The organism is Campylobacter hyointestinalis subsp. lawsonii (assembly GCF_013372165.1).
Lineage (GTDB): Bacteria > Campylobacterota > Campylobacteria > Campylobacterales > Campylobacteraceae > Campylobacter > Campylobacter lawsonii.
In genome coordinates this window covers 690,417-707,558 of the sequence record NZ_CP053828.1, presented here as the reverse complement: position 1 = coordinate 707,558, position 17,142 = coordinate 690,417, and the positions used below count along the sequence as shown (strand labels likewise).

The following is a 17,142-nucleotide window of genomic DNA, read 5'->3' as shown; positions in this document are numbered from 1 at the left end:
TCAATCCCTCAAACCTAAACAAGCTTGATTGAGCTATATTTCTTTTACTAGTAGTTGTGAGACTTACTAGTATTGTACTCTAGAAAGGAGGTGATCCAACCGCAGGTTCTCCTACGGTTACCTTGTTACGACTTCACCCCAGTCGCTGATTCCACTGTGGACCATAACCAGTTTGGTATTTGGGCTTCGAGTGAAATCAACTCCCATGGTGTGACGGGCGGTGAGTACAAGACCCGGGAACGTATTCACCGTAGCATGGCTGATCTACGATTACTAGCGATTCCGGCTTCATGCTCTCGAGTTGCAGAGAACAATCCGAACTGGGACATATTTTATAGATTTGCTCCATCTCGCGATATTGCGTCTCATTGTATATGCCATTGTAGCACGTGTGTCGCCCTGGGCATAAGGGCCATGATGACTTGACGTCGTCCACACCTTCCTCCTCCTTACGAAGGCAGTATATTTAGAGTGCTCAGCCAAACTGTTAGCAACTAAATACGTGGGTTGCGCTCGTTGCCGGACTTAACCGAACATCTCACGACACGAGCTGACGACAGCCGTGCAGCACCTGTCTCTAAGTTCTAGCAAGCTAGCACCCTCTTATCTCTAAGAGGTTCTTAGGATATCAAGCCCAGGTAAGGTTCTTCGCGTATCCTCGAATTAAACCACATGCTCCACCGCTTGTGCGGGTCCCCGTCTATTCCTTTGAGTTTTAATCTTGCGACCGTACTCCCCAGGCGGCATACTTAATGCGTTAGCTGAATTACTGCCCTGACTAGCAGAGCAACAACGAGTATGCATCGTTTAGGGCGTGGACTACCAGGGTATCTAATCCTGTTTGCTCCCCACGCTTTCACGCATTAGCGTCAGTTGAGTTCTAGCAGATCGCCTTCGCAATGGGTATTCTTGGTGATCTCTACGGATTTTACCCCTACACCACCAGTTCCATCTGCCTCTCCCTCACTCTAGATTATCAGTTTCTCAAGCAGTTTAATGGTTAAGCCATTAGATTTCACAAAAGACTTGATAATCCGCCTACGCGTCCTTTACGCCCAGTGATTCCGAGTAACGCTTGCACCCTCCGTATTACCGCGGCTGCTGGCACGGAGTTAGCCGGTGCTTATTCGTTAGGTACCGTCATTATTCTTCCCTAACAAAAGGAGTTTACGCTCCGAAAAGTGTCATCCTCCACGCGGCGTTGCTGCTTCAGGGTTTCCCCCATTGAGCAATATTCCCTACTGCTGCCTCCCGTAGGAGTCTGGACCGTGTCTCAGTTCCAGTGTGACTGATCATCCTCTCAGACCAGTTATGCGTCATAGCCTTGGTAAGCCATTACCTTACCAACTAGCTGATACAATATAGTCTCATCCTACACCGAAAAAACTTTCCCGACTTAACTTGTGCTAAGAAGGAGTATGGAGTATTAGCAGTCATTTCTAACTGTTGTCCTCCAGTGTAGGGCAGATTAACTATACATTACTCACCCGTGCGCCACTAACTCATAAGAGCAAGCTCTTACTTGTCCGTTCGACTTGCATGTATTAGGCACGCCGCCAGCGTTCACTCTGAGCCAGGATCAAACTCTCCATTTTTATGTTCTTTAACGCGTCAGCAAAGCTGCCGCTAAGAACCAATCCCTAAAGACAAAGATTGCTTACGCAATCTAAATTAAGGATTTTATGTTGAAGTTTTAATCTAAAAACTTAATTATTTGTAACTATTAAATTAGCAATTAATAATTAAAATTGCTTGGCTCAATCGATCACTTGTTTAGATTTCAAAGATTGACTATAAAAGATAGTTTAACATTTATAAATTTAAAAAACATCGAAAATAAAAAAAATGATTTCTAACTAGAAGAGTTAAAAGGTGTTTCTCATTTCGTGAGTTGGAATTATATAAGAGTTAAGCTTAAATATAGATTAAATATGCTTAACAATTGAGAAGTTTTTTGTTTTTTGTGGGGGGGGGGATATAGTTGTTATGTGTGATATAGCTATGAAAGAAACCAAGATCTGAAATAGCTAAAGAAAATTTGAGAATATTTACATAATTAAATATTGTATCTTTATTATCATAGCTTATTTTAATTTTTGCCTTGTAAGAATTAAGTGTTTTGATAAGAATGCGTGATAAATTTGTAATATTTCTTGCATATTATCTATGCTAAGCATAATCCAAAGTCGCATTTATGTCTTTTATCATATCTTTTGAAATAATTGCGGATAATTTTGTAGAAGAAATATCTATGCTAAGATAATTAAATTTAGTAGGCAAAATATATGTATCTGCTACAGAGTCACCATTAAATTTAAAATATGTATTTAAATTTATAAACTTTTCATCGCCAAAAATAGATCTTACAAAATCTATATGGCAAGTAAAAACAGCGATATAACCGCTGCTAAAAGCAGAAAAAACGTCTTTCTTGCTATTTAAATTTAGTCTTATTTTTATAAATTTATTAGCATTGAAAATCTATTTTAGATTATTAAGCTCAATCCATAAAAGAATCAAATTTAAAAAACCCGAAGAAAAGTTTTTATCAAGTACATTTATATATTCATCGCTTTGTAAATTTAAAAGTACAAACTTGCTATTTTTTTGGAAAAACCACCAAACGCTAAACTGTGTAGCTAAGGCACATATAATTAGTAAAACGATAAAAATGGCTGTTTTTCATCATAACTTTATCTAACTTTTTTTGTCGCCAAGCTAAAATAAAACCATATCAAAACCAACAAAGCAACCATCATAACCGGAATTACAAATGTATTGTCTCCAAAATAGTTCATAATTTTTTGTAAAAAGTCACCCGCTTTATAACTAAGAATGCCAAGACTAACAGCCCAAACCACAGAACAAATGGCATTTATAACAATAAATTTATTTATACTGTATTTCGTGATACCGATAGCTATAGGCACTAATGTTTTTAAACCATATATGTATTTTTTAATAAATATAATCTTATCTCCGTATCTTTTAAATAGAATTTGAGCCAAAGCAAGCTTTCTCTTATGTGATTTAAAATACGGCAAAATAGAACTTTTGTTGTATCTACCAAGATAAAAAAGCATCATATCGCCTATGAAATTTGCAATGGCGGCTATAGATATACAAACCCACAAATCAAGCTTTCCGATGTAGCTCAAAAGCCCAGCTGCTATGATAGCAACCATACCTCCACCAAGCGAATAAAAAAACAAAATAATATAACCATAAGTCGATAAAGAGTTTAGCATATCTTGCATAAATTATCCTAAAAAGAAACATTTAAAGCTTCTATCAAAGCATTAAATCCATATGAATTAGTATCAAATTTAATCTTTTTATCGACGCTTATAGCGTATCCGCCAAGCTTTGCTCCTGCAAAATAACCACTATTGTTTGAATAGGCATAAATATCATCAGAAAATGTAAAATCGCTTAATTTGCCAGCATTTGCACCAACATTATTAAAGCTAGCAGAAGCATCGGCACTTATCGTAAATTTAGCATCTTTTATATCTTGAACTATACTATTTTTAAGTACAAAAATAACCAAATAGCTATCTTCATAACCTATCTGAAACCCTAGACTACCACCACCCATTTTAACACCTATAGGCATCCAAGAATCTGCATTTTTAACCATCATAACGCCTTTTCCGATGCTACCACCGATTATAAATCCAACTTTTACAAATTTAGGTAAAATCACCACAGCACTTGATTTTTCCACAAGACTAGAAACAGGTATGCTAGAATTCGCTTTTAACACGACTTTATAAGCATTTGCGCTATCTAAAAGCAACTCATCATCACAGAAAACAAAACTGCAAAACAAAGCCAAAATCAAAAATATTTTTTTCAAATTCACTCCTTATTTAGCAAATTCAATCGCTCTAAGTTCTCTTATAACATTTACTTTTATCTCACCTGGAAACTGCACTTTTTCTTGTATCTCATCAGCTATTTCTTTTGCAAGTAGCACGGCTTCATCGTCATTTACAAGCTTAGCATTTGCTATAACTCTTATTTCACGTCCCGCATTTATAGCATAAGCTCCTTTGATCCCTTCTTTGCTAGTTGCGATATTTTCTATCTCTTCAACTCTTTTTAAGAAGCTCTCAAGCACTTCTCTTCTAGCACCAGGGCGTGCCGCAGAAAGTGCATCTGCAGCACAAACTGCAGCACATTCTACGCTTAAAGCTTCTTCATGTCCATGGTGAGCATAAATAGCATTTATAACTACTGGATGTTCTTTATAACGCTTACAAATTTCAGCACCCAAATCAACATGGCTTCCCTCATACTCATGAGTTAATGCTTTACCTATATCATGTAATATTCCAGCACGTTTAGCTAGTTTTTCATCTCCGCCTGTCTCAGCAGCGATGATACCTGCTAGATGAGCAACCTCAAGACTATGGGCCAAAGCGTTTTGCCCGTAACTTGCTCTAAATTTAAGCTTACCTATAAGTTTAACGATCTCAGGATGCACCTTACTAATACCGAGGTCTATCAAGATATTTTCACCCTCTTCTAAAATACTCTCTTCAAACTCATCGCAAACTTTTTTATGTAGCTCTTCAATGCGAGCTGGCTGAATTCTTCCGTCTTCTACTAAAAGCTCTATAACCCTAGTAGCGATAGCACGACGATAAAGATTAAAACTAGATAAAACTATAGCGTGAGGCGTATCGTCTATGATGACATCAACTCCTAGCACCATCTCAAGGGTCTTTATATTGCGCCCTTCTTTGCCTATAATGCGTCCTTTTAACTCGTCGTTTTTGATATTTACGACATTTATAAGACGTTCAGCTGCAAACTCTCCTGCAAATCTGCTAGTAGCTTGAGCAAGGATATAATTTACTCTTTTTTTTGCCTCTCTTTTTGCTTCTTCTTCGTATTTTCTAACAATATGAGCTATATCAGCGCGACTTTTTTCTTCCACTTTTTTTAGTACAATCTCACGTGCTTCTTCTTCTGTAAGTCCAGCAGAATGCTCTAAAACCCTAAGTGCTTCGCTAAGTTTATCTTGATAAGTCGCTTTTAAATTTAGACCTTCTTCATAAAGAGTCTTTGCTTCATTTCTTGACTTTTCTAGCTCTTCTTTGCTATTTTTTAAAATTTCGTGTTCGTTTAAAAGAACTTGTTCTTTTTTTGTAATTTCATCAAATTTTTGATTGAATTCTTTTTGAAGTTTGCTTCCTTTTTCTTCATACCTTTTTTTTGCTTCAAACTCAGCTTCGCTTACCTTTACTTTTGCATCTTTTAGTATGCTTTCTGCTTCAAATTCTATAGCTTTTGCTTTTGCTTTTGCTTGCTCTAAAAATACATTGTAGTTTGCGTCATTTATCTTTTTAGCTGCAAGATACCCTGCTCCAGCGCCTGTTGCTGCGGCAGTGAGCCCTATAAAAATCTCTATCATAATTTCCCTTTTTTATATAATTTTTTCTAGGGGTTATATAAAAATCACACTTTATATCGTGTGAGTCACAAATTTTTTCTTTTGTATAAAAATCTTCGATCTGGACAAAAATAACTACCGGTTTATATGCGAGAGTATCAAAAAATCTATCGTAATAACCAAATCCATGTCCGATTCTAGCCATATTTCCGTCAACCCCAATCACAGGAATAACAGCCACGTCTATACGCCTAAAAAAGGCGTTTGAATCATTTGCCTCTTTTACTCCAAATTTAGACTCATTGAAAGGCAGTCTCAATTTTACCATTTTTAAACTTTTATCTACCATAAAAGGCAAAAATATATTGTGCGATTTTGATAGCCTTCGTCTTAAAATAACTAAATTTGGTTCATAAAAAAGTGGTAAAAACAGAAGTATATTTTTTGATTTAAATTTATCAAATATATATAAAAGTGTTTTGTGTATCTTGTAGCTAAAAGATTTTGCTCTAAACTTAACTATCTTATTTAAGCTTGATTTTGCTATTTTTCTATATTCGGTTTTACTAAATTTAACGCCCATTTTATAAACTTTATGTATAATATCAACTATTTTTATTTATAGGAAAAAATATGAAACTAAAAAGTTTAATTATAGCATGTTTGCTCATTTTTATGTACGGTTGTAGTAAAAATGACAAAAGCGAAGATACTACGCCCACATCCTCATCTATAAGTGAAAATTACGATAGAAGTTTCACTTTAACGTTAAATGATGGTAAGAATTTAAATATGCAAAGAAATAGCGAAGGTTTTGATATAGAAGATAACAATAAAGCTATTTTATTCACATTTTTTACGACTTGGTGTCCGCCGTGCAAAGCTGAAATTCCGCATCTAGTAAGTCTTCAAGATAAATTTAAAAACGAACTTAGGATAATAGGCGTACTTATGGAAGAAAGAACAGCAGACGAGATAAGTGAATTTATAAAAATGTATAATATCAACTACAGCATAGCTTATGGCGAGTCGAATTTCTTTTTTGCTAAAGCACTTGGAGAAGTAGTAGGCATACCATATTCAGTGCTATATTATCCAAATGGCAAGTATGCAACTCACTATATCGGTTTGGTTTTAGAAGAAATGCTAGAATCTGACATAAAAAAGGTAATCTCATAATGTTTGATTTTCTAAAAAAAGGTTTAGAAAAGACTATTTCGTCGATAACCTCAAATAAACCAAAAGATAAAAAGATAACAAAAGATATATTAGAAGAGTTGCTTTTAGAAGCCGATGTGCCTTTTGAGATTGTAGAAGAGATAGTGTATTATCTTCCGCCTAGAGATCTAGTAGATAGAGCAGATCTTGCAAGGGTTATGGAAACATACTTTTTATACGACAATCAAAACGATTTAGAAACAAAGCCTTTTGTACAAATGATAATCGGCGTAAATGGTGCTGGAAAAACGACGACTATAGCAAAATTAGCAAATTTATATAAAAAAAGTGGCAGAAGCGTTATCTTAGGTGCTAGTGATACTTTTAGAGCAGGAGCGATCGAGCAGTTACGCCAGTGGGCGACCCGCTTAAACATACCTATAATAGCAACTGCGCAAGGACACGATCCAGCAGCAGTTGCATTTGATACCATAAGCTCTGCTGTAGCAAAAAACTATGACAACGTTATCATAGACACTGCAGGTCGTCTGCAAAACCAAAAAAATTTGGCAAACGAGTTAGAAAAAATAGTTCGTATTTCAAGCAAAGCTTTAGCTTCAGCACCGCACCAAAAAATCATCGTACTTGATGGAACCCAAGGAAACGCCGCCCTGTCTCAAGCAAAAGCATTTAATGAAATTATAAATTTAGACGGCGTTATCATCACAAAGCTTGATGGAACAAGCAAAGGCGGTGCTCTACTAGGCATAGCAAGAGAACTTGAGCTTCCTATACTATATATCGGCGTAGGAGAACAGATGGACGATATAATCAAATTTGATCCAAAAGATTTTGTTAAAACTATCTGTGATGCTATATACTTGGATAACGATGGCAAAAACTAAAACTATATTTGAGTGTGAAGCTTGCGGAAATCAACAGAGCAAATGGATGGGCAAATGTCCTGGATGCGGGGCTTGGGAAAGCTTTGTGGAGCTTAGTAGCGAGCAAATAAAAGTCATCAATGAAATCTCAAAGATAAGTAGTTCTTCATCAAAAGCAAAAGCCATAACTGATATAAAAATAGAAGAAATTTCACGCCGCACTACAGGAGACGTTGAGCTTGATATCGTTCTTGGTGGCGGCTTAGTAGATGGCTCACTTGTGCTTATCGGCGGAAGTCCTGGCATCGGAAAATCAACACTGCTTTTAAAAATCGCTTCAAATTTGGCCGAATTTGGTGAAAGTGTTTTATACGTAAGTGGGGAAGAAAGCGAGTCTCAAATAAAGCTACGCGCAAACAGACTAAATGCGAACAGCAAAAATCTATATCTTTTAACAGAGATAAACTTAGACAATATCCTAGCAGAAATCTCGAAAAAAGAGTATAAAACGCTAGTAGTGGATTCTATACAAACATTATATAGTGATAAAATAAGCTCAGCTCCTGGTTCAGTTTCGCAAGTAAGAGAGATAACTTTTGAGCTGATGAGACTTGCAAAAAGTAAAAATATATGCGTGTTTATCATCGGACATATCACAAAAGAAGGCTCTATTGCTGGACCTAGAATTTTAGAGCATATGGTTGATGTCGTGCTGTATTTTGAAGGCGATAGCAGTATGGAGCTCAGGCTTCTTAGAGGATTTAAAAATCGCTTTGGCTCAACTAGTGAAGTTGGGATTTTTGAAATGAGTAAATTTGGTCTGATAAGCGCAAAAGACGCTACTAGCAAATTTTTTACTAGAGGAGATGCAGTGAGTGGCTCAGCCATAACAGTTACGATGGAAGGAAGTCGCGCACTTATAGTAGAGATACAAGCTCTAGTTTGCGAGAGTAGCTATCCAAAAAGAAGTTCCACCGGATTTGATAAAAATCGTCTAGATATGATACTTGCTTTATTAGAGCGAAAGCTTGAAATTCCCTTGGGGCATTATGACGTTTTTATAAATGTTACTGGCGGAGTAAAGATAAATGAGACCGCATGTGATCTAGCTGTTGTAGCAGCCATCATATCGAGCTTTAGAAATCGCCCTATCAGCAAAGAAAGCATCTTTATAGGTGAGCTTAGCTTAAATGGAGAAATCAGAGATATATTTAACCTTGATGCAAGGCTAAAAGAAGCTAGTATGCAAAAATTTAAAAATATAATAGCACCGAGCAAACCGATAGAAAAATCAAATTTAAAGATATTTGTAGCAAAAGAAATTTCACAAGTTATTGAATGGATGTAAAGTAGCATCTAATATACTTAGCTTTAAATTTAAAAATAGATTGTAAATATCTAAGATATTTTCGCAAATTTATAATGTGCTTCTTTTTGTCGTTTGCTTGTTTAGTTTTGTATCTGCAAATCTTCCACAAACCTTTATAAGTCCATATTTGTAAAAAAACTAAACTCTTTTTTAAATCTTTTTTTATTAAATACTTTGATAAAAGCATTTAGATCATGCCACCACAAACCATATCTCCAAAAAAAGCCTAAATTTAAAAAAGGAACTCAATTTCGTTTTTGCAATTCTCATTAGGAAAAACGATATCTTTTATAAATTTTATAAATATAAGTCTATGGATTTTGCTTTGCTCTTTATCATCTATTAGAAAAGTCTTTTATATCAGTATATTTAGCCACTTTTCTAAATGTTTGAAGAATTAGCTATGGTCAGTTGAAAACTTAAAACAAATCATTTTTTATATCTAAATATTTTTTTTAGGTGTCTTGTTACAAACTGCGACTAAAGCTACTTTTTTAGGTTTGCTATTAAACTCTAATAAAAAGGTTTAAATTTAGCCTAGAATAAGATAGAGCAGACATAAAAAGAGTTTTTCTTAAATTTTTTATCTATAATGCTTTTTACGCTACTACCGCTTTTAAAAACACAAGCTTACTTCAGATATAGTAGTAAGGTAAAAATAAATGAGCAAGGCTTTTGGTTGAGTGGAGGTTATAAAAAATGTTGTCAAGGTAATGAGATAGTAAAGATTTTTGGTTTGTTTTGAAAGCAAATGCTGCCTTTATGAGCGTGAATAATCTCTATGCTTAGCGCTAGTCCTAGGCCGTTGCCTTTGAGCTTTGTAGTTTTAAATGGTTCAAAAACCACGCTTTTATCTATCTCCACACCGCTATCGCTTATGTAAAATACGTGAGAATCATTTTTAAAGATATGCTCTAATGTTACTTGACCGCTGCTGTTTTCATCTTCTTCTATGGCATCTATAGCATTAAAAATAAGGTTACTAAAAACCATATCTAAAAGATCGATATCGCCTAAAATTTCCCCCTTAAATCCACTAAATTTAAATTCTATCTCTTTTGAAAATGCGTATTGGCTTATGGCTGTGTGGCAGTTTTGCTCTAGCTTTTCTAGGCTAAAGCTTTGCTTGTTTATATGAACGCCTTTTGTAAATAAAAGCGTAGCTTTGATGATACGCTCTACTCTAAATATCGCTTTTTGAATTTCGTCTATGATAGGGCGATTTTTCTCATCGGCTCTTTTTAAAAGCGTACTTGTCAGTAAAGAGATAGAACCTATAGGATTTCTGATCTCGTGTGAGAGATGAGCAGCTACAGCACCCATAGAAACTAGCCTAGCACTTCTTTTTTCATCGCTTATATCTGTAGCAAGTATGATTTTATTTTGTTCTTTTGTAGTGATCTTGATAGCAAAGTGTCTATTTTCAAGCTCGATCTCTTGGTTTGCTCTTTTTAGATCTATTAAATTTAGTATAGCGTCAAATCCGTTTGTTTTAGCATTTTTAAGTAGTATGTTGCCGCTCATATCTACGACCCAAAGTGCGGCGCCTAAACTTTCAACGATATCTTGTATGAAGTTTTGCAAACTTATGTATGATTCATTTAGAGTTTTGTACTCTTTTTCTATCAAGTAAGTTTGTTCTATTAGATTTTTCAATCCGTCTTGGATATGTTTTGTTTCGTTTTGTTCTAAGAGTTCCATAATATTTCCTTAAAATGCTCAAGTCCAAAAAGTAGTATTTTATCATCTTTTAAGCTCAAAAGTTCATTGCTAAAGCCTGATTTTGAAAATAAAACTATCAAATTTGGCTTTATATTTGCGTTTTGACATTTTGCTTTTAGGATATTTAGCACGTTTTTGCAGATTTTTCTATCTTTGTATTTGACTTCGCCGACTATGATAAACCCCTCGTTATCTATAAATATATCTATTTCATCTTTTTTATTCCAGTAGCTTGAGATAAGTTTGCTAGGTATATTTAAATGGTGTGAAAGCAGTTTTATGCTAGCTAACTCAAATGGCAAAGAGCAGTATAGCAAAAAATCGTTTTTGATGATGTCTAGGACTTGGTCTGTTTTTGCCTCTTTTAACAGATCTAAATTTGGCTCACAATACCTAAACCAAAACCGCGCAAAGTTGCTTTTAAAGTGAATTTTGTCTTGAATTTGATATCTTCTAAGCTCTTTTTTTATCTTTTGATGTTTTGAGCTTTTTGGTTTTATCTCTTTTGATTTTTCTATCTCTAAGATACCATTATTTTGTAGAGTTTTTATGACGATACTTGCTAGTTTTCTTGGGAGTGACTTTGAGATATTAAAGCGTTTTCTATCACTTCTTGCTAGTTTTTTAAGCATTATTTTTATCTCTTTATCGTAACTGCTAAATTTAAAACGTTCGCTAAGCTCTTCATATCTATCTAAAATATGTTTTTGTATAGCTTCAAATATATCGCTAAAATCATTACTTAAAGCGCAGTTATCAAACACAAAATAAAACTCAAGCAAACTTTGAATTTTGCTATCATCAAAACTATTTTCCAAATTTAGTTTTTAGCTCCTTGTTTTGCGATAATTTTAGCATATATGTTGTATAATTTATATAAAAAACGGCGGAAATAAAGTTGATAAATTTAGAAAAAGTAAGAAAAAATATAATCTTAAAAGATGGAATTTATTATTTTGATTGGACTGCTTCAGGGCTTGGATATAAAGAGATAGAAGACGAAATACTAAGAGTTTTGATGACATACTCAAACACTCATAGCGAGTGCGGAACTTGTGCTAGAGTTACTACAAATTACTATGAAAGTGCAAGAAGTGGGATAAAAAAACTTTTAGAGCTAGGCGATGATTTTTATCTTATGCCTTGTTCTTTTGGAAGTACCGCGGCGATAAAAAAGTTTCAAGAGATAATGGGAATTTATATCCCACCAGCTACTAGAGCAGTTTTGGGAAATTTAAATATAGACAAGCGTAAATTTCCTTTAGTCATCGTCTCTCCTTACGAACATCACAGCAATGAGATAAGCTTTAGGTATGGACTTTGCGAAGTTTTTAGAGTGCCTTTAGCAAAAGACGGAGGTATCCATTTTGGTGAAATGGAACGTGTCCTTAAACTAAATAGAGGACGCAAGATAATCGCTAGTTTTAGCGCAGCTTCAAATGTGACTGGCATAAAAACTGATCTGTATAATCTAAATAAAATGATAAGGAATTATGGTGGCATTATCGCACTTGATCTATCAAGCCTTGCTGCTTACGAAAATGTAAATAGCGACTTTTTTGACGCAGCTTTCATCTCATCACATAAGCTACTTGGTGGAGTTGGTGGCTCTGGACTTTTAGTCATAAGAAAAGAGCTTTGCACAGGCGATAAACCTACTTTTGCTGGTGGAGGAACAGTAACTTACGTAAGTAGAAAAAGTGCTAAATTTGTAGAAAATAAAGAAGCCTTAGAAGACGCTGGAACTCCTGGTATCACTCAGCTAATACGCTCTTTTTTAGCATTTAAGCTTAGAAACGACATAGGTTTAGAAACCATAAAAGAGATAGAAAAGGCAAATTTAGAGTATTTTGAAGATAATCTTATGCGTATAAAAAATTTGATATGTTATGGCTCAAAAAAATGCGATAGACTTCCTATATTTTCTTTTAACATTAAAGGCATATCGCCTTATGAACTTGCTAAAGTTTTAAGCGATAAATTTAGCGTCCAAACACGAGCTGGATGTGCTTGCGCTGGTCCATATGGGCATGAGCTTTTAGGACTAGAAGATGACGCGGATTTTGCCCAAAAACCGGGCTTTGTTAGGGCAAGCCTACACTATACTCAAACAAAAGACGATCTGGACTATCTATTGAGTGCCATCAAAGAAGCTATCAAATTTTTTTGATAGCTTTGCTTATAAAACATAGATCAAAAATAACGAACCAAGGGCTATCCTGTAGATTCCAAAGCTGATATAGCTAAATTTAGATACGAATTTTAAAAATAGTTTGATAACTATCAAAGCTACTATAAACGCCATAAATCCACCGACTAAAAATATTAATAAATCTTCTTTGTTTTGAGCGAAAATATCTGCATTTTTGTAGCTATCATAAGCAGTCGCGGCAAACATAGTAGGGATAGCTAGTAAAAAACTAAATCTAGCCGCAACTTCGCGACTAAGTCCGCAAAGCAGACCTGCGATGATAGTAGAGCCACTTCTTGACGTGCCAGGTATCATAGCAAAGCATTGTGAAAGTCCTATTAGAAAAGCTTGTTTGAAGCTCACTTCGTGCAATGTTTTTGTGTCGCCATCATAGTTTATCTTTTTATGCCAAAGCTCAACTATGATAAAAACGATACCGCCTATGATAAGCATATAAGCAACACTGCTTGGCTCAAAAAATGCTTTTATGTGTTTGTAAGCCAAAAAACCGATGATGGCTGTAGGTACAAATCCTATAGCAAGTTTTATCCAAAGATTAAAATCCTCTTTTAATCTATCAAAAAACATAAACACAACTGCCAAGATACTTCCTAGCTGAATAACTACTTCAAAGCATTTTAACACGCTTGTTTGCTCAAGCCCTAGTAGCTTTGCACTAAGTATCATATGTCCAGTCGAGCTAACAGGCAAAAACTCGGTCAAGCCCTCGACTATTCCTAGTATTATGGCGCTTAAAAAATCCATTTAATTCCTTATTATATTGTTTAAATTTTTTATGTTTTCACTGATACTTTTTGGTGCGTAAGCAGCACTTACTATGGCTATTAGATCAGGCATAAGAGTGCTAACTTCTTTTAAATTTAGAGCATTTATACCGCCTATGACACAGATAGGAATGTCTAAATTCTCTTTTGCTTTTTTTATGGTATCGTGGTCGCAAAGAGGGGCGTTTGGTTTGGTTTTACTCATATACATCGCTCCAAAAGCAACGTAAGAAGCGCCATCTTTTTGGGCTTTTAGTGCTAAATTTATATCGTTGTAGCAACTAACTCCTATAATTGAGTTTTTGCCTAGCAATTCTTTTGCTTTTTTTATATCTTCATCATCTTTTCCGATATGGACACCATGTGCATCGCAAGCTTTTGCTAGAAACGGATCATCGTTTATGATAAACTTTGCGTTAAAATCATCGCATAAATTAGCTATGGATTTGAGTAATTTTATATCGTGATCTTGTATTTTATTTCTATATTGAATGAACTTGATACCAGAATTTAAGAGCTCTAAAATTTGCCCATAGATACTATTTTTTGGAGTAAATTCTTTGTCTGTTAAAACATATAATTGACACATTTTAAGCCCTTAAATTTAGCCATAAAGTATGGCTAAGCTATTTTAGATCGTATTTTTCAAGAAGTTTTTCGTATGTTCCATCGCTTTTGATATCTTCTAAAGCTTTATTAAATTTAGCTAAAAATTCGCTATGCTTATCTTTGTCAAACGCCATTGCAAAACCATCGCTTCCATCGTTTTCTTCAAGCCATTTTACTATATCTGTGTTTTTCTTAAGATAGCCGTATCCTACTGAGCTATCTACTATCACGACATCGACTTTACCGGCTTTTAGATTCATAATGCTTCCTGCTATGCCCTCTGTGGCTATGACTTTTGCACCTTTTATCTCATGGGCAACGCTTTCTTGGACTGTGCCTAGCATTACACCTATTCGTTTTGTCTTAAGATCGTCTTTTGAAGTGATCTCTTTGTCGCTCGCCATTTTAAGATATAAATTTTTTGTATAAAAATACGCATTTGAGAAATCAACTGATTTTTTTCTTTCAGCCGTAGCGCTCATACTAGCTGCGATAGCGTCTATCTTACCGGCTTTTAGAGCAGGTATCAAAGCGTCAAACCCGACTTTTATAAATTTATACTCAAATCCAGCTTTTTTAGATATAGTATCTACTAGATCTATGTCAAATCCCGCTATTTTATTGTTTTCATCTATATAGCCAAATGGAGGATACTCAGCGTCTGAGCCAAATATCAACGTTTTAGCATTTACTAGGTTTAGCATCAATAATAAAGCAAAGATAAATTTAAAAACTCTATTCATCAAACTATCCTTTTTGTCTGCTTTAGACTATTTTAGATTGTATTTTTCAAGCAGCTTATCATAAGTACCATCATTTTTTAGCTCTTCAACTGCTTGGTTGATCTTTGCTATTAGATCGGTATGTTTGTCTTTGTCAAAAGCTATAGAAAAGCCTTCGCTACCATCAGGTTCTTTTAAAAACTCAGCTAGGTCTTTGTTTTTGTTTAAGTAACCATAACCTATAGAACTATCTACTAAAACAGCATCGACTTTGCCATTTTTAAGTGCCATTATAGCTGCAAATATATCTTCGTTTGCCATAACTTTAACGCCTTTTATAGTGCGAGCTGCTATTTCTTGGACGGTTCCTAATTGTACTGCGATTTTTTTACCCTCTAAGTTTTGCTTTGATGTTAGATCGCCATTTTTTGCTTGTTTAATAAATAAATTTTCCGTAGTATAGTAAGGCTTTGTAAAACTTACTGCTTTTATGCGTTCAGGAGTTGCGCTCATAGCTGCTGCTACTGCGTCTATCTTACCTGCTTTTAGAGCCGGTATAAGCCCATCAAAGCTCATATTTACTATCTTATACTCAAATCCTACTTTTTTTGATAGAGCGTCTATAAGATCCATATCAAAACCAGCTATTTTGTTTTGTTCATCTATGAATTCAAACGGAGGATAAGCGGCATTTGTGCCTACTTTTAACACGTCTGCGGCGTGGGAAAAACCGGCCGCTACACAAGCAGCAACGATAAATTTAAAAAAACTTTTCATTTTGTTTTCCTTTTTTAGTGATTTAGTATCTTGTTTAAAAATTCGTTTAAACGTGGATGGGTGCAGTTTTCAAAGACATTTTTTGGCGTATCATCGACTGCGATGATACCTTTATCCATAAAAAATATCCTATTTGCTACGTTTTTAGCAAATCCCATTTCGTGAGTTACTACAAGCATCGTAAGCCCGTCTTTGGCAACTTCTTTCATGATGCTTAAAACTTCGCCTATCATCTCTGGATCAAGTGCGCTTGTCGGCTCGTCAAAAAGTATGATATCAGGTTCCATAGCAAGGCTTCTAGCTATAGCTATGCGTTGTTTTTGTCCGCCACTTAGCTTATGCGGATAAGCGTTTGCTTTGTCTGAAAGTCCGACTTTTTTTAGTAGTTCGTTTGCTCTATCATTTGCTGTTTTTAGATCGCAAAGTCCTGTTTGGAGTGGAGCAAGCGTGAGATTTTGCATTACAGTTTTGTTTGCAAAAAGATTAAAATGCTGAAATACCATAGACACTTTTTGGCGAATTTTATTTATATTGATCTTAGGATCTAAGATATCTACACCATTTATAAAAATATGACCACTAGTAGGCTCTTCAAGGCGGTTTATACAGCGTAAAAACGTACTTTTTCCACCGCCGCTAGGTCCTATGATAGCTACGACTTCACCTTTTTTTATCTCGGTGCTTATGCTGTTTAAAACTTTTAAATTTCCGTAGTTTTTTACTAAATTTTCTATCTTAATCATTTTTGTTTAGCCTATTTTCTAAGAGTTTTGCAAGAAGTGAAAAGAGTTTGACGTTTGCGTAATATACAACCCCTGCAAACAAGATAGGCTCGGGACTAAATAGAGTTGCTTGCAAGCTTTTACTTTGCATAGTAAGATCAAATATACCTATAAGTCCGACGACCGAAGTCTCTTTAAATAGGCTTATAAACTCATTTGCAAGAGCTGGAAGTATATTTTTAATAGCTTGAGGAAAGATGATTTGGCGCATAGAAACGCTATAGCTAAGCCCCATAGCACGAGCTGCTTCCATTTGACCTTTATCTACGCTGTTTATACCGCTTCTTACGATCTCAGCAACGTATGCAGAACTATTTAATCCAAGAGCTATTAGTGCGGCGTAAAAGTTGTCACTAAGAGTAGCAAGTATGACAAAGGCAAATATCATAAGTTGCAAAAGTACTGGAGTTCCTCTTATTATGTCTATGTATTCGTCTATGATAAATGATAGGATTTTGATATTTAAAAACTTCAAAAAAGCTAGTATAAAGCCAAGTACGATACCTATTAAAATACCACCAAAAGTAAGTCCTAGCGTAGTAAAATACGAATTTACATAAGCGCCTTTTTGAGCATCTGTTATGCTAACTGGATAAGTGTAGTAAATTCCTATAATTATAATGGCTATGGAAAATATAAATTTAAAAGTTTTTTCATTAAGTAAATTTGTCAATACAAAACCTTGCTTAAATTTAGAATAAGCCTAAATTATACAAAAAAATATATATTTTTAAACTTAAAT

The 17,142-nt window shown here is 34.9% G+C and carries 16 protein-coding genes and 1 rRNA gene; 4 read left to right on the top strand and 13 right to left on the bottom strand.

What is annotated here, in order from left to right; all coding sequences use genetic code 11:
- Positions 1 to 83: 83 nt before the first annotated feature.
- The 5 genes from CHLWT_RS03605 to CHLWT_RS03585 form a co-directional block, all read right to left on the bottom strand.
- A 16S ribosomal RNA gene (locus tag CHLWT_RS03605) occupies positions 84 to 1,595 on the bottom strand.
- 1,098 nt (positions 1,596 to 2,693) lie between these two features.
- A complete protein-coding gene (locus CHLWT_RS03600; RefSeq protein WP_112000649.1) occupies positions 2,694 to 3,257 on the bottom strand; it encodes a DedA family protein in 564 nt (187 codons plus the stop codon).
- An 8-nt stretch (positions 3,258 to 3,265) separates the two neighbouring features.
- Complete coding sequence (locus tag CHLWT_RS03595; RefSeq protein ID WP_059426779.1) at positions 3,266 to 3,859, bottom strand: lipid-binding SYLF domain-containing protein; 594 nt, start codon at positions 3,857 to 3,859, stop codon at positions 3,266 to 3,268.
- 9 nt (positions 3,860 to 3,868) lie between these two features.
- Complete coding sequence (gene rny, locus CHLWT_RS03590) at positions 3,869 to 5,422, bottom strand: ribonuclease Y (protein ID WP_059426778.1); 1,554 nt, start codon at positions 5,420 to 5,422, stop codon at positions 3,869 to 3,871.
- Positions 5,355 to 5,984 carry a 5-formyltetrahydrofolate cyclo-ligase gene (locus tag CHLWT_RS03585; RefSeq protein ID WP_112000650.1) on the bottom strand — a complete coding sequence of 210 codons (630 nt, stop codon included), beginning with the start codon at positions 5,982 to 5,984 and terminating at the stop codon, positions 5,355 to 5,357. The genes rny and CHLWT_RS03585 overlap by 68 nt, the downstream gene beginning before the upstream one ends.
- A 50-nt stretch (positions 5,985 to 6,034) precedes the next feature.
- Here CHLWT_RS03585 and CHLWT_RS03580 point away from each other — a divergent pair, with 50 nt between their 5' ends.
- From CHLWT_RS03580 to radA, 3 genes are read left to right on the top strand one after another with little or no spacing between them, the layout of a single operon-like run.
- Entirely contained in the window at positions 6,035 to 6,580 is a 546-nt protein-coding gene (locus tag CHLWT_RS03580; protein ID WP_111970446.1) for a TlpA family protein disulfide reductase, read from the top strand.
- Positions 6,580 to 7,464, top strand: a complete 885-nt coding sequence (ftsY, locus tag CHLWT_RS03575; RefSeq protein WP_112000651.1) for a signal recognition particle-docking protein FtsY — start codon at positions 6,580 to 6,582, stop codon at positions 7,462 to 7,464. Before CHLWT_RS03580 ends, ftsY begins: the two co-directional genes overlap by 1 nt.
- Positions 7,451 to 8,791: a DNA repair protein RadA gene (gene radA, locus CHLWT_RS03570; protein ID WP_111949835.1), complete on the top strand. Its 1,341-nt coding sequence runs from the start codon at positions 7,451 to 7,453 to the stop codon at positions 8,789 to 8,791. The genes ftsY and radA overlap by 14 nt, the downstream gene beginning before the upstream one ends.
- 726 nt (positions 8,792 to 9,517) lie before the next feature.
- Here radA and CHLWT_RS03565 read toward each other — a convergent pair.
- The gene (locus CHLWT_RS03565; RefSeq protein ID WP_176320855.1) at positions 9,518 to 10,513 is read right to left on the bottom strand and encodes a sensor histidine kinase; all 996 of its coding nucleotides are present in this window, start codon (positions 10,511 to 10,513) and stop codon (positions 9,518 to 9,520) included.
- On the bottom strand, positions 10,501 to 11,352 hold the full coding sequence (locus CHLWT_RS03560; RefSeq protein WP_244948801.1) for a DUF234 domain-containing protein: 852 nt from the start codon (positions 11,350 to 11,352) through the stop codon (positions 10,501 to 10,503). The genes CHLWT_RS03565 and CHLWT_RS03560 overlap by 13 nt, the downstream gene beginning before the upstream one ends.
- An 80-nt stretch (positions 11,353 to 11,432) precedes the next feature.
- Between CHLWT_RS03560 and CHLWT_RS03555 the strand changes: the two genes are divergently transcribed.
- Complete coding sequence (locus CHLWT_RS03555; RefSeq protein WP_111975117.1) at positions 11,433 to 12,704, top strand: aminotransferase class V-fold PLP-dependent enzyme; 1,272 nt, start codon at positions 11,433 to 11,435, stop codon at positions 12,702 to 12,704.
- 9 nt (positions 12,705 to 12,713) lie between these two features.
- Here CHLWT_RS03555 and CHLWT_RS03550 read toward each other — a convergent pair whose 3' ends face one another.
- From CHLWT_RS03550 to CHLWT_RS03525, 6 genes are read right to left on the bottom strand one after another with little or no spacing between them, the layout of a single operon-like run.
- Positions 12,714 to 13,490: an undecaprenyl-diphosphate phosphatase gene (locus tag CHLWT_RS03550; protein WP_112000652.1), complete on the bottom strand. Its 777-nt coding sequence runs from the start codon at positions 13,488 to 13,490 to the stop codon at positions 12,714 to 12,716.
- Complete coding sequence (gene thiE / locus CHLWT_RS03545) at positions 13,491 to 14,099, bottom strand: thiamine phosphate synthase (protein ID WP_112000653.1); 609 nt, start codon at positions 14,097 to 14,099, stop codon at positions 13,491 to 13,493. It abuts the gene before it with no gap.
- A 37-nt stretch (positions 14,100 to 14,136) separates the two neighbouring features.
- Complete coding sequence (locus CHLWT_RS03540) at positions 14,137 to 14,862, bottom strand: transporter substrate-binding domain-containing protein (RefSeq protein WP_112000654.1); 726 nt, start codon at positions 14,860 to 14,862, stop codon at positions 14,137 to 14,139.
- Positions 14,863 to 14,889: 27 nt separating this feature from the next.
- Entirely contained in the window at positions 14,890 to 15,618 is a 729-nt protein-coding gene (locus tag CHLWT_RS03535; protein WP_112000655.1) for a basic amino acid ABC transporter substrate-binding protein, read from the bottom strand.
- Positions 15,619 to 15,632: 14 nt separating this feature from the next.
- On the bottom strand, positions 15,633 to 16,361 hold the full coding sequence (locus CHLWT_RS03530; RefSeq protein WP_111996342.1) for an amino acid ABC transporter ATP-binding protein: 729 nt from the start codon (positions 16,359 to 16,361) through the stop codon (positions 15,633 to 15,635).
- Positions 16,354 to 17,073, bottom strand: a complete 720-nt coding sequence (locus CHLWT_RS03525) for an amino acid ABC transporter permease (protein WP_112000656.1) — start codon at positions 17,071 to 17,073, stop codon at positions 16,354 to 16,356. Before CHLWT_RS03525 ends, CHLWT_RS03530 begins: the two co-directional genes overlap by 8 nt.
- Positions 17,074 to 17,142 lie beyond the last annotated feature (69 nt).

Bases quoted from the DNA above. Each gene is read 5' to 3' on its own strand.
- ftsY (WP_112000651.1), top strand. From the start codon at position 6,580: ATGTTTGATTTTCTAAAAAAAGGTTTAGAAAAGACTATTTCGTCGATA.
- CHLWT_RS03530 (WP_111996342.1), bottom strand. From the start codon at position 16,361: ATGATTAAGATAGAAAATTTAGTAAAAAACTACGGAAATTTAAAAGTT.
- thiE (WP_112000653.1), bottom strand. From the start codon at position 14,099: ATGTGTCAATTATATGTTTTAACAGACAAAGAATTTACTCCAAAAAAT.
- CHLWT_RS03580 (WP_111970446.1), top strand. From the start codon at position 6,035: ATGAAACTAAAAAGTTTAATTATAGCATGTTTGCTCATTTTTATGTAC.
- radA (WP_111949835.1), top strand. From the start codon at position 7,451: ATGGCAAAAACTAAAACTATATTTGAGTGTGAAGCTTGCGGAAATCAA.
- CHLWT_RS03540 (WP_112000654.1), bottom strand. From the start codon at position 14,862: ATGAATAGAGTTTTTAAATTTATCTTTGCTTTATTATTGATGCTAAAC.
- rny (WP_059426778.1), bottom strand. From the start codon at position 5,422: ATGATAGAGATTTTTATAGGGCTCACTGCCGCAGCAACAGGCGCTGGA.
- CHLWT_RS03550 (WP_112000652.1), bottom strand. From the start codon at position 13,490: ATGGATTTTTTAAGCGCCATAATACTAGGAATAGTCGAGGGCTTGACC.
- CHLWT_RS03535 (WP_112000655.1), bottom strand. From the start codon at position 15,618: ATGAAAAGTTTTTTTAAATTTATCGTTGCTGCTTGTGTAGCGGCCGGT.
- CHLWT_RS03565 (WP_176320855.1), bottom strand. From the start codon at position 10,513: ATGGAACTCTTAGAACAAAACGAAACAAAACATATCCAAGACGGATTG.
- CHLWT_RS03600 (WP_112000649.1), bottom strand. From the start codon at position 3,257: ATGCAAGATATGCTAAACTCTTTATCGACTTATGGTTATATTATTTTG.
- CHLWT_RS03585 (WP_112000650.1), bottom strand. From the start codon at position 5,984: ATGGGCGTTAAATTTAGTAAAACCGAATATAGAAAAATAGCAAAATCA.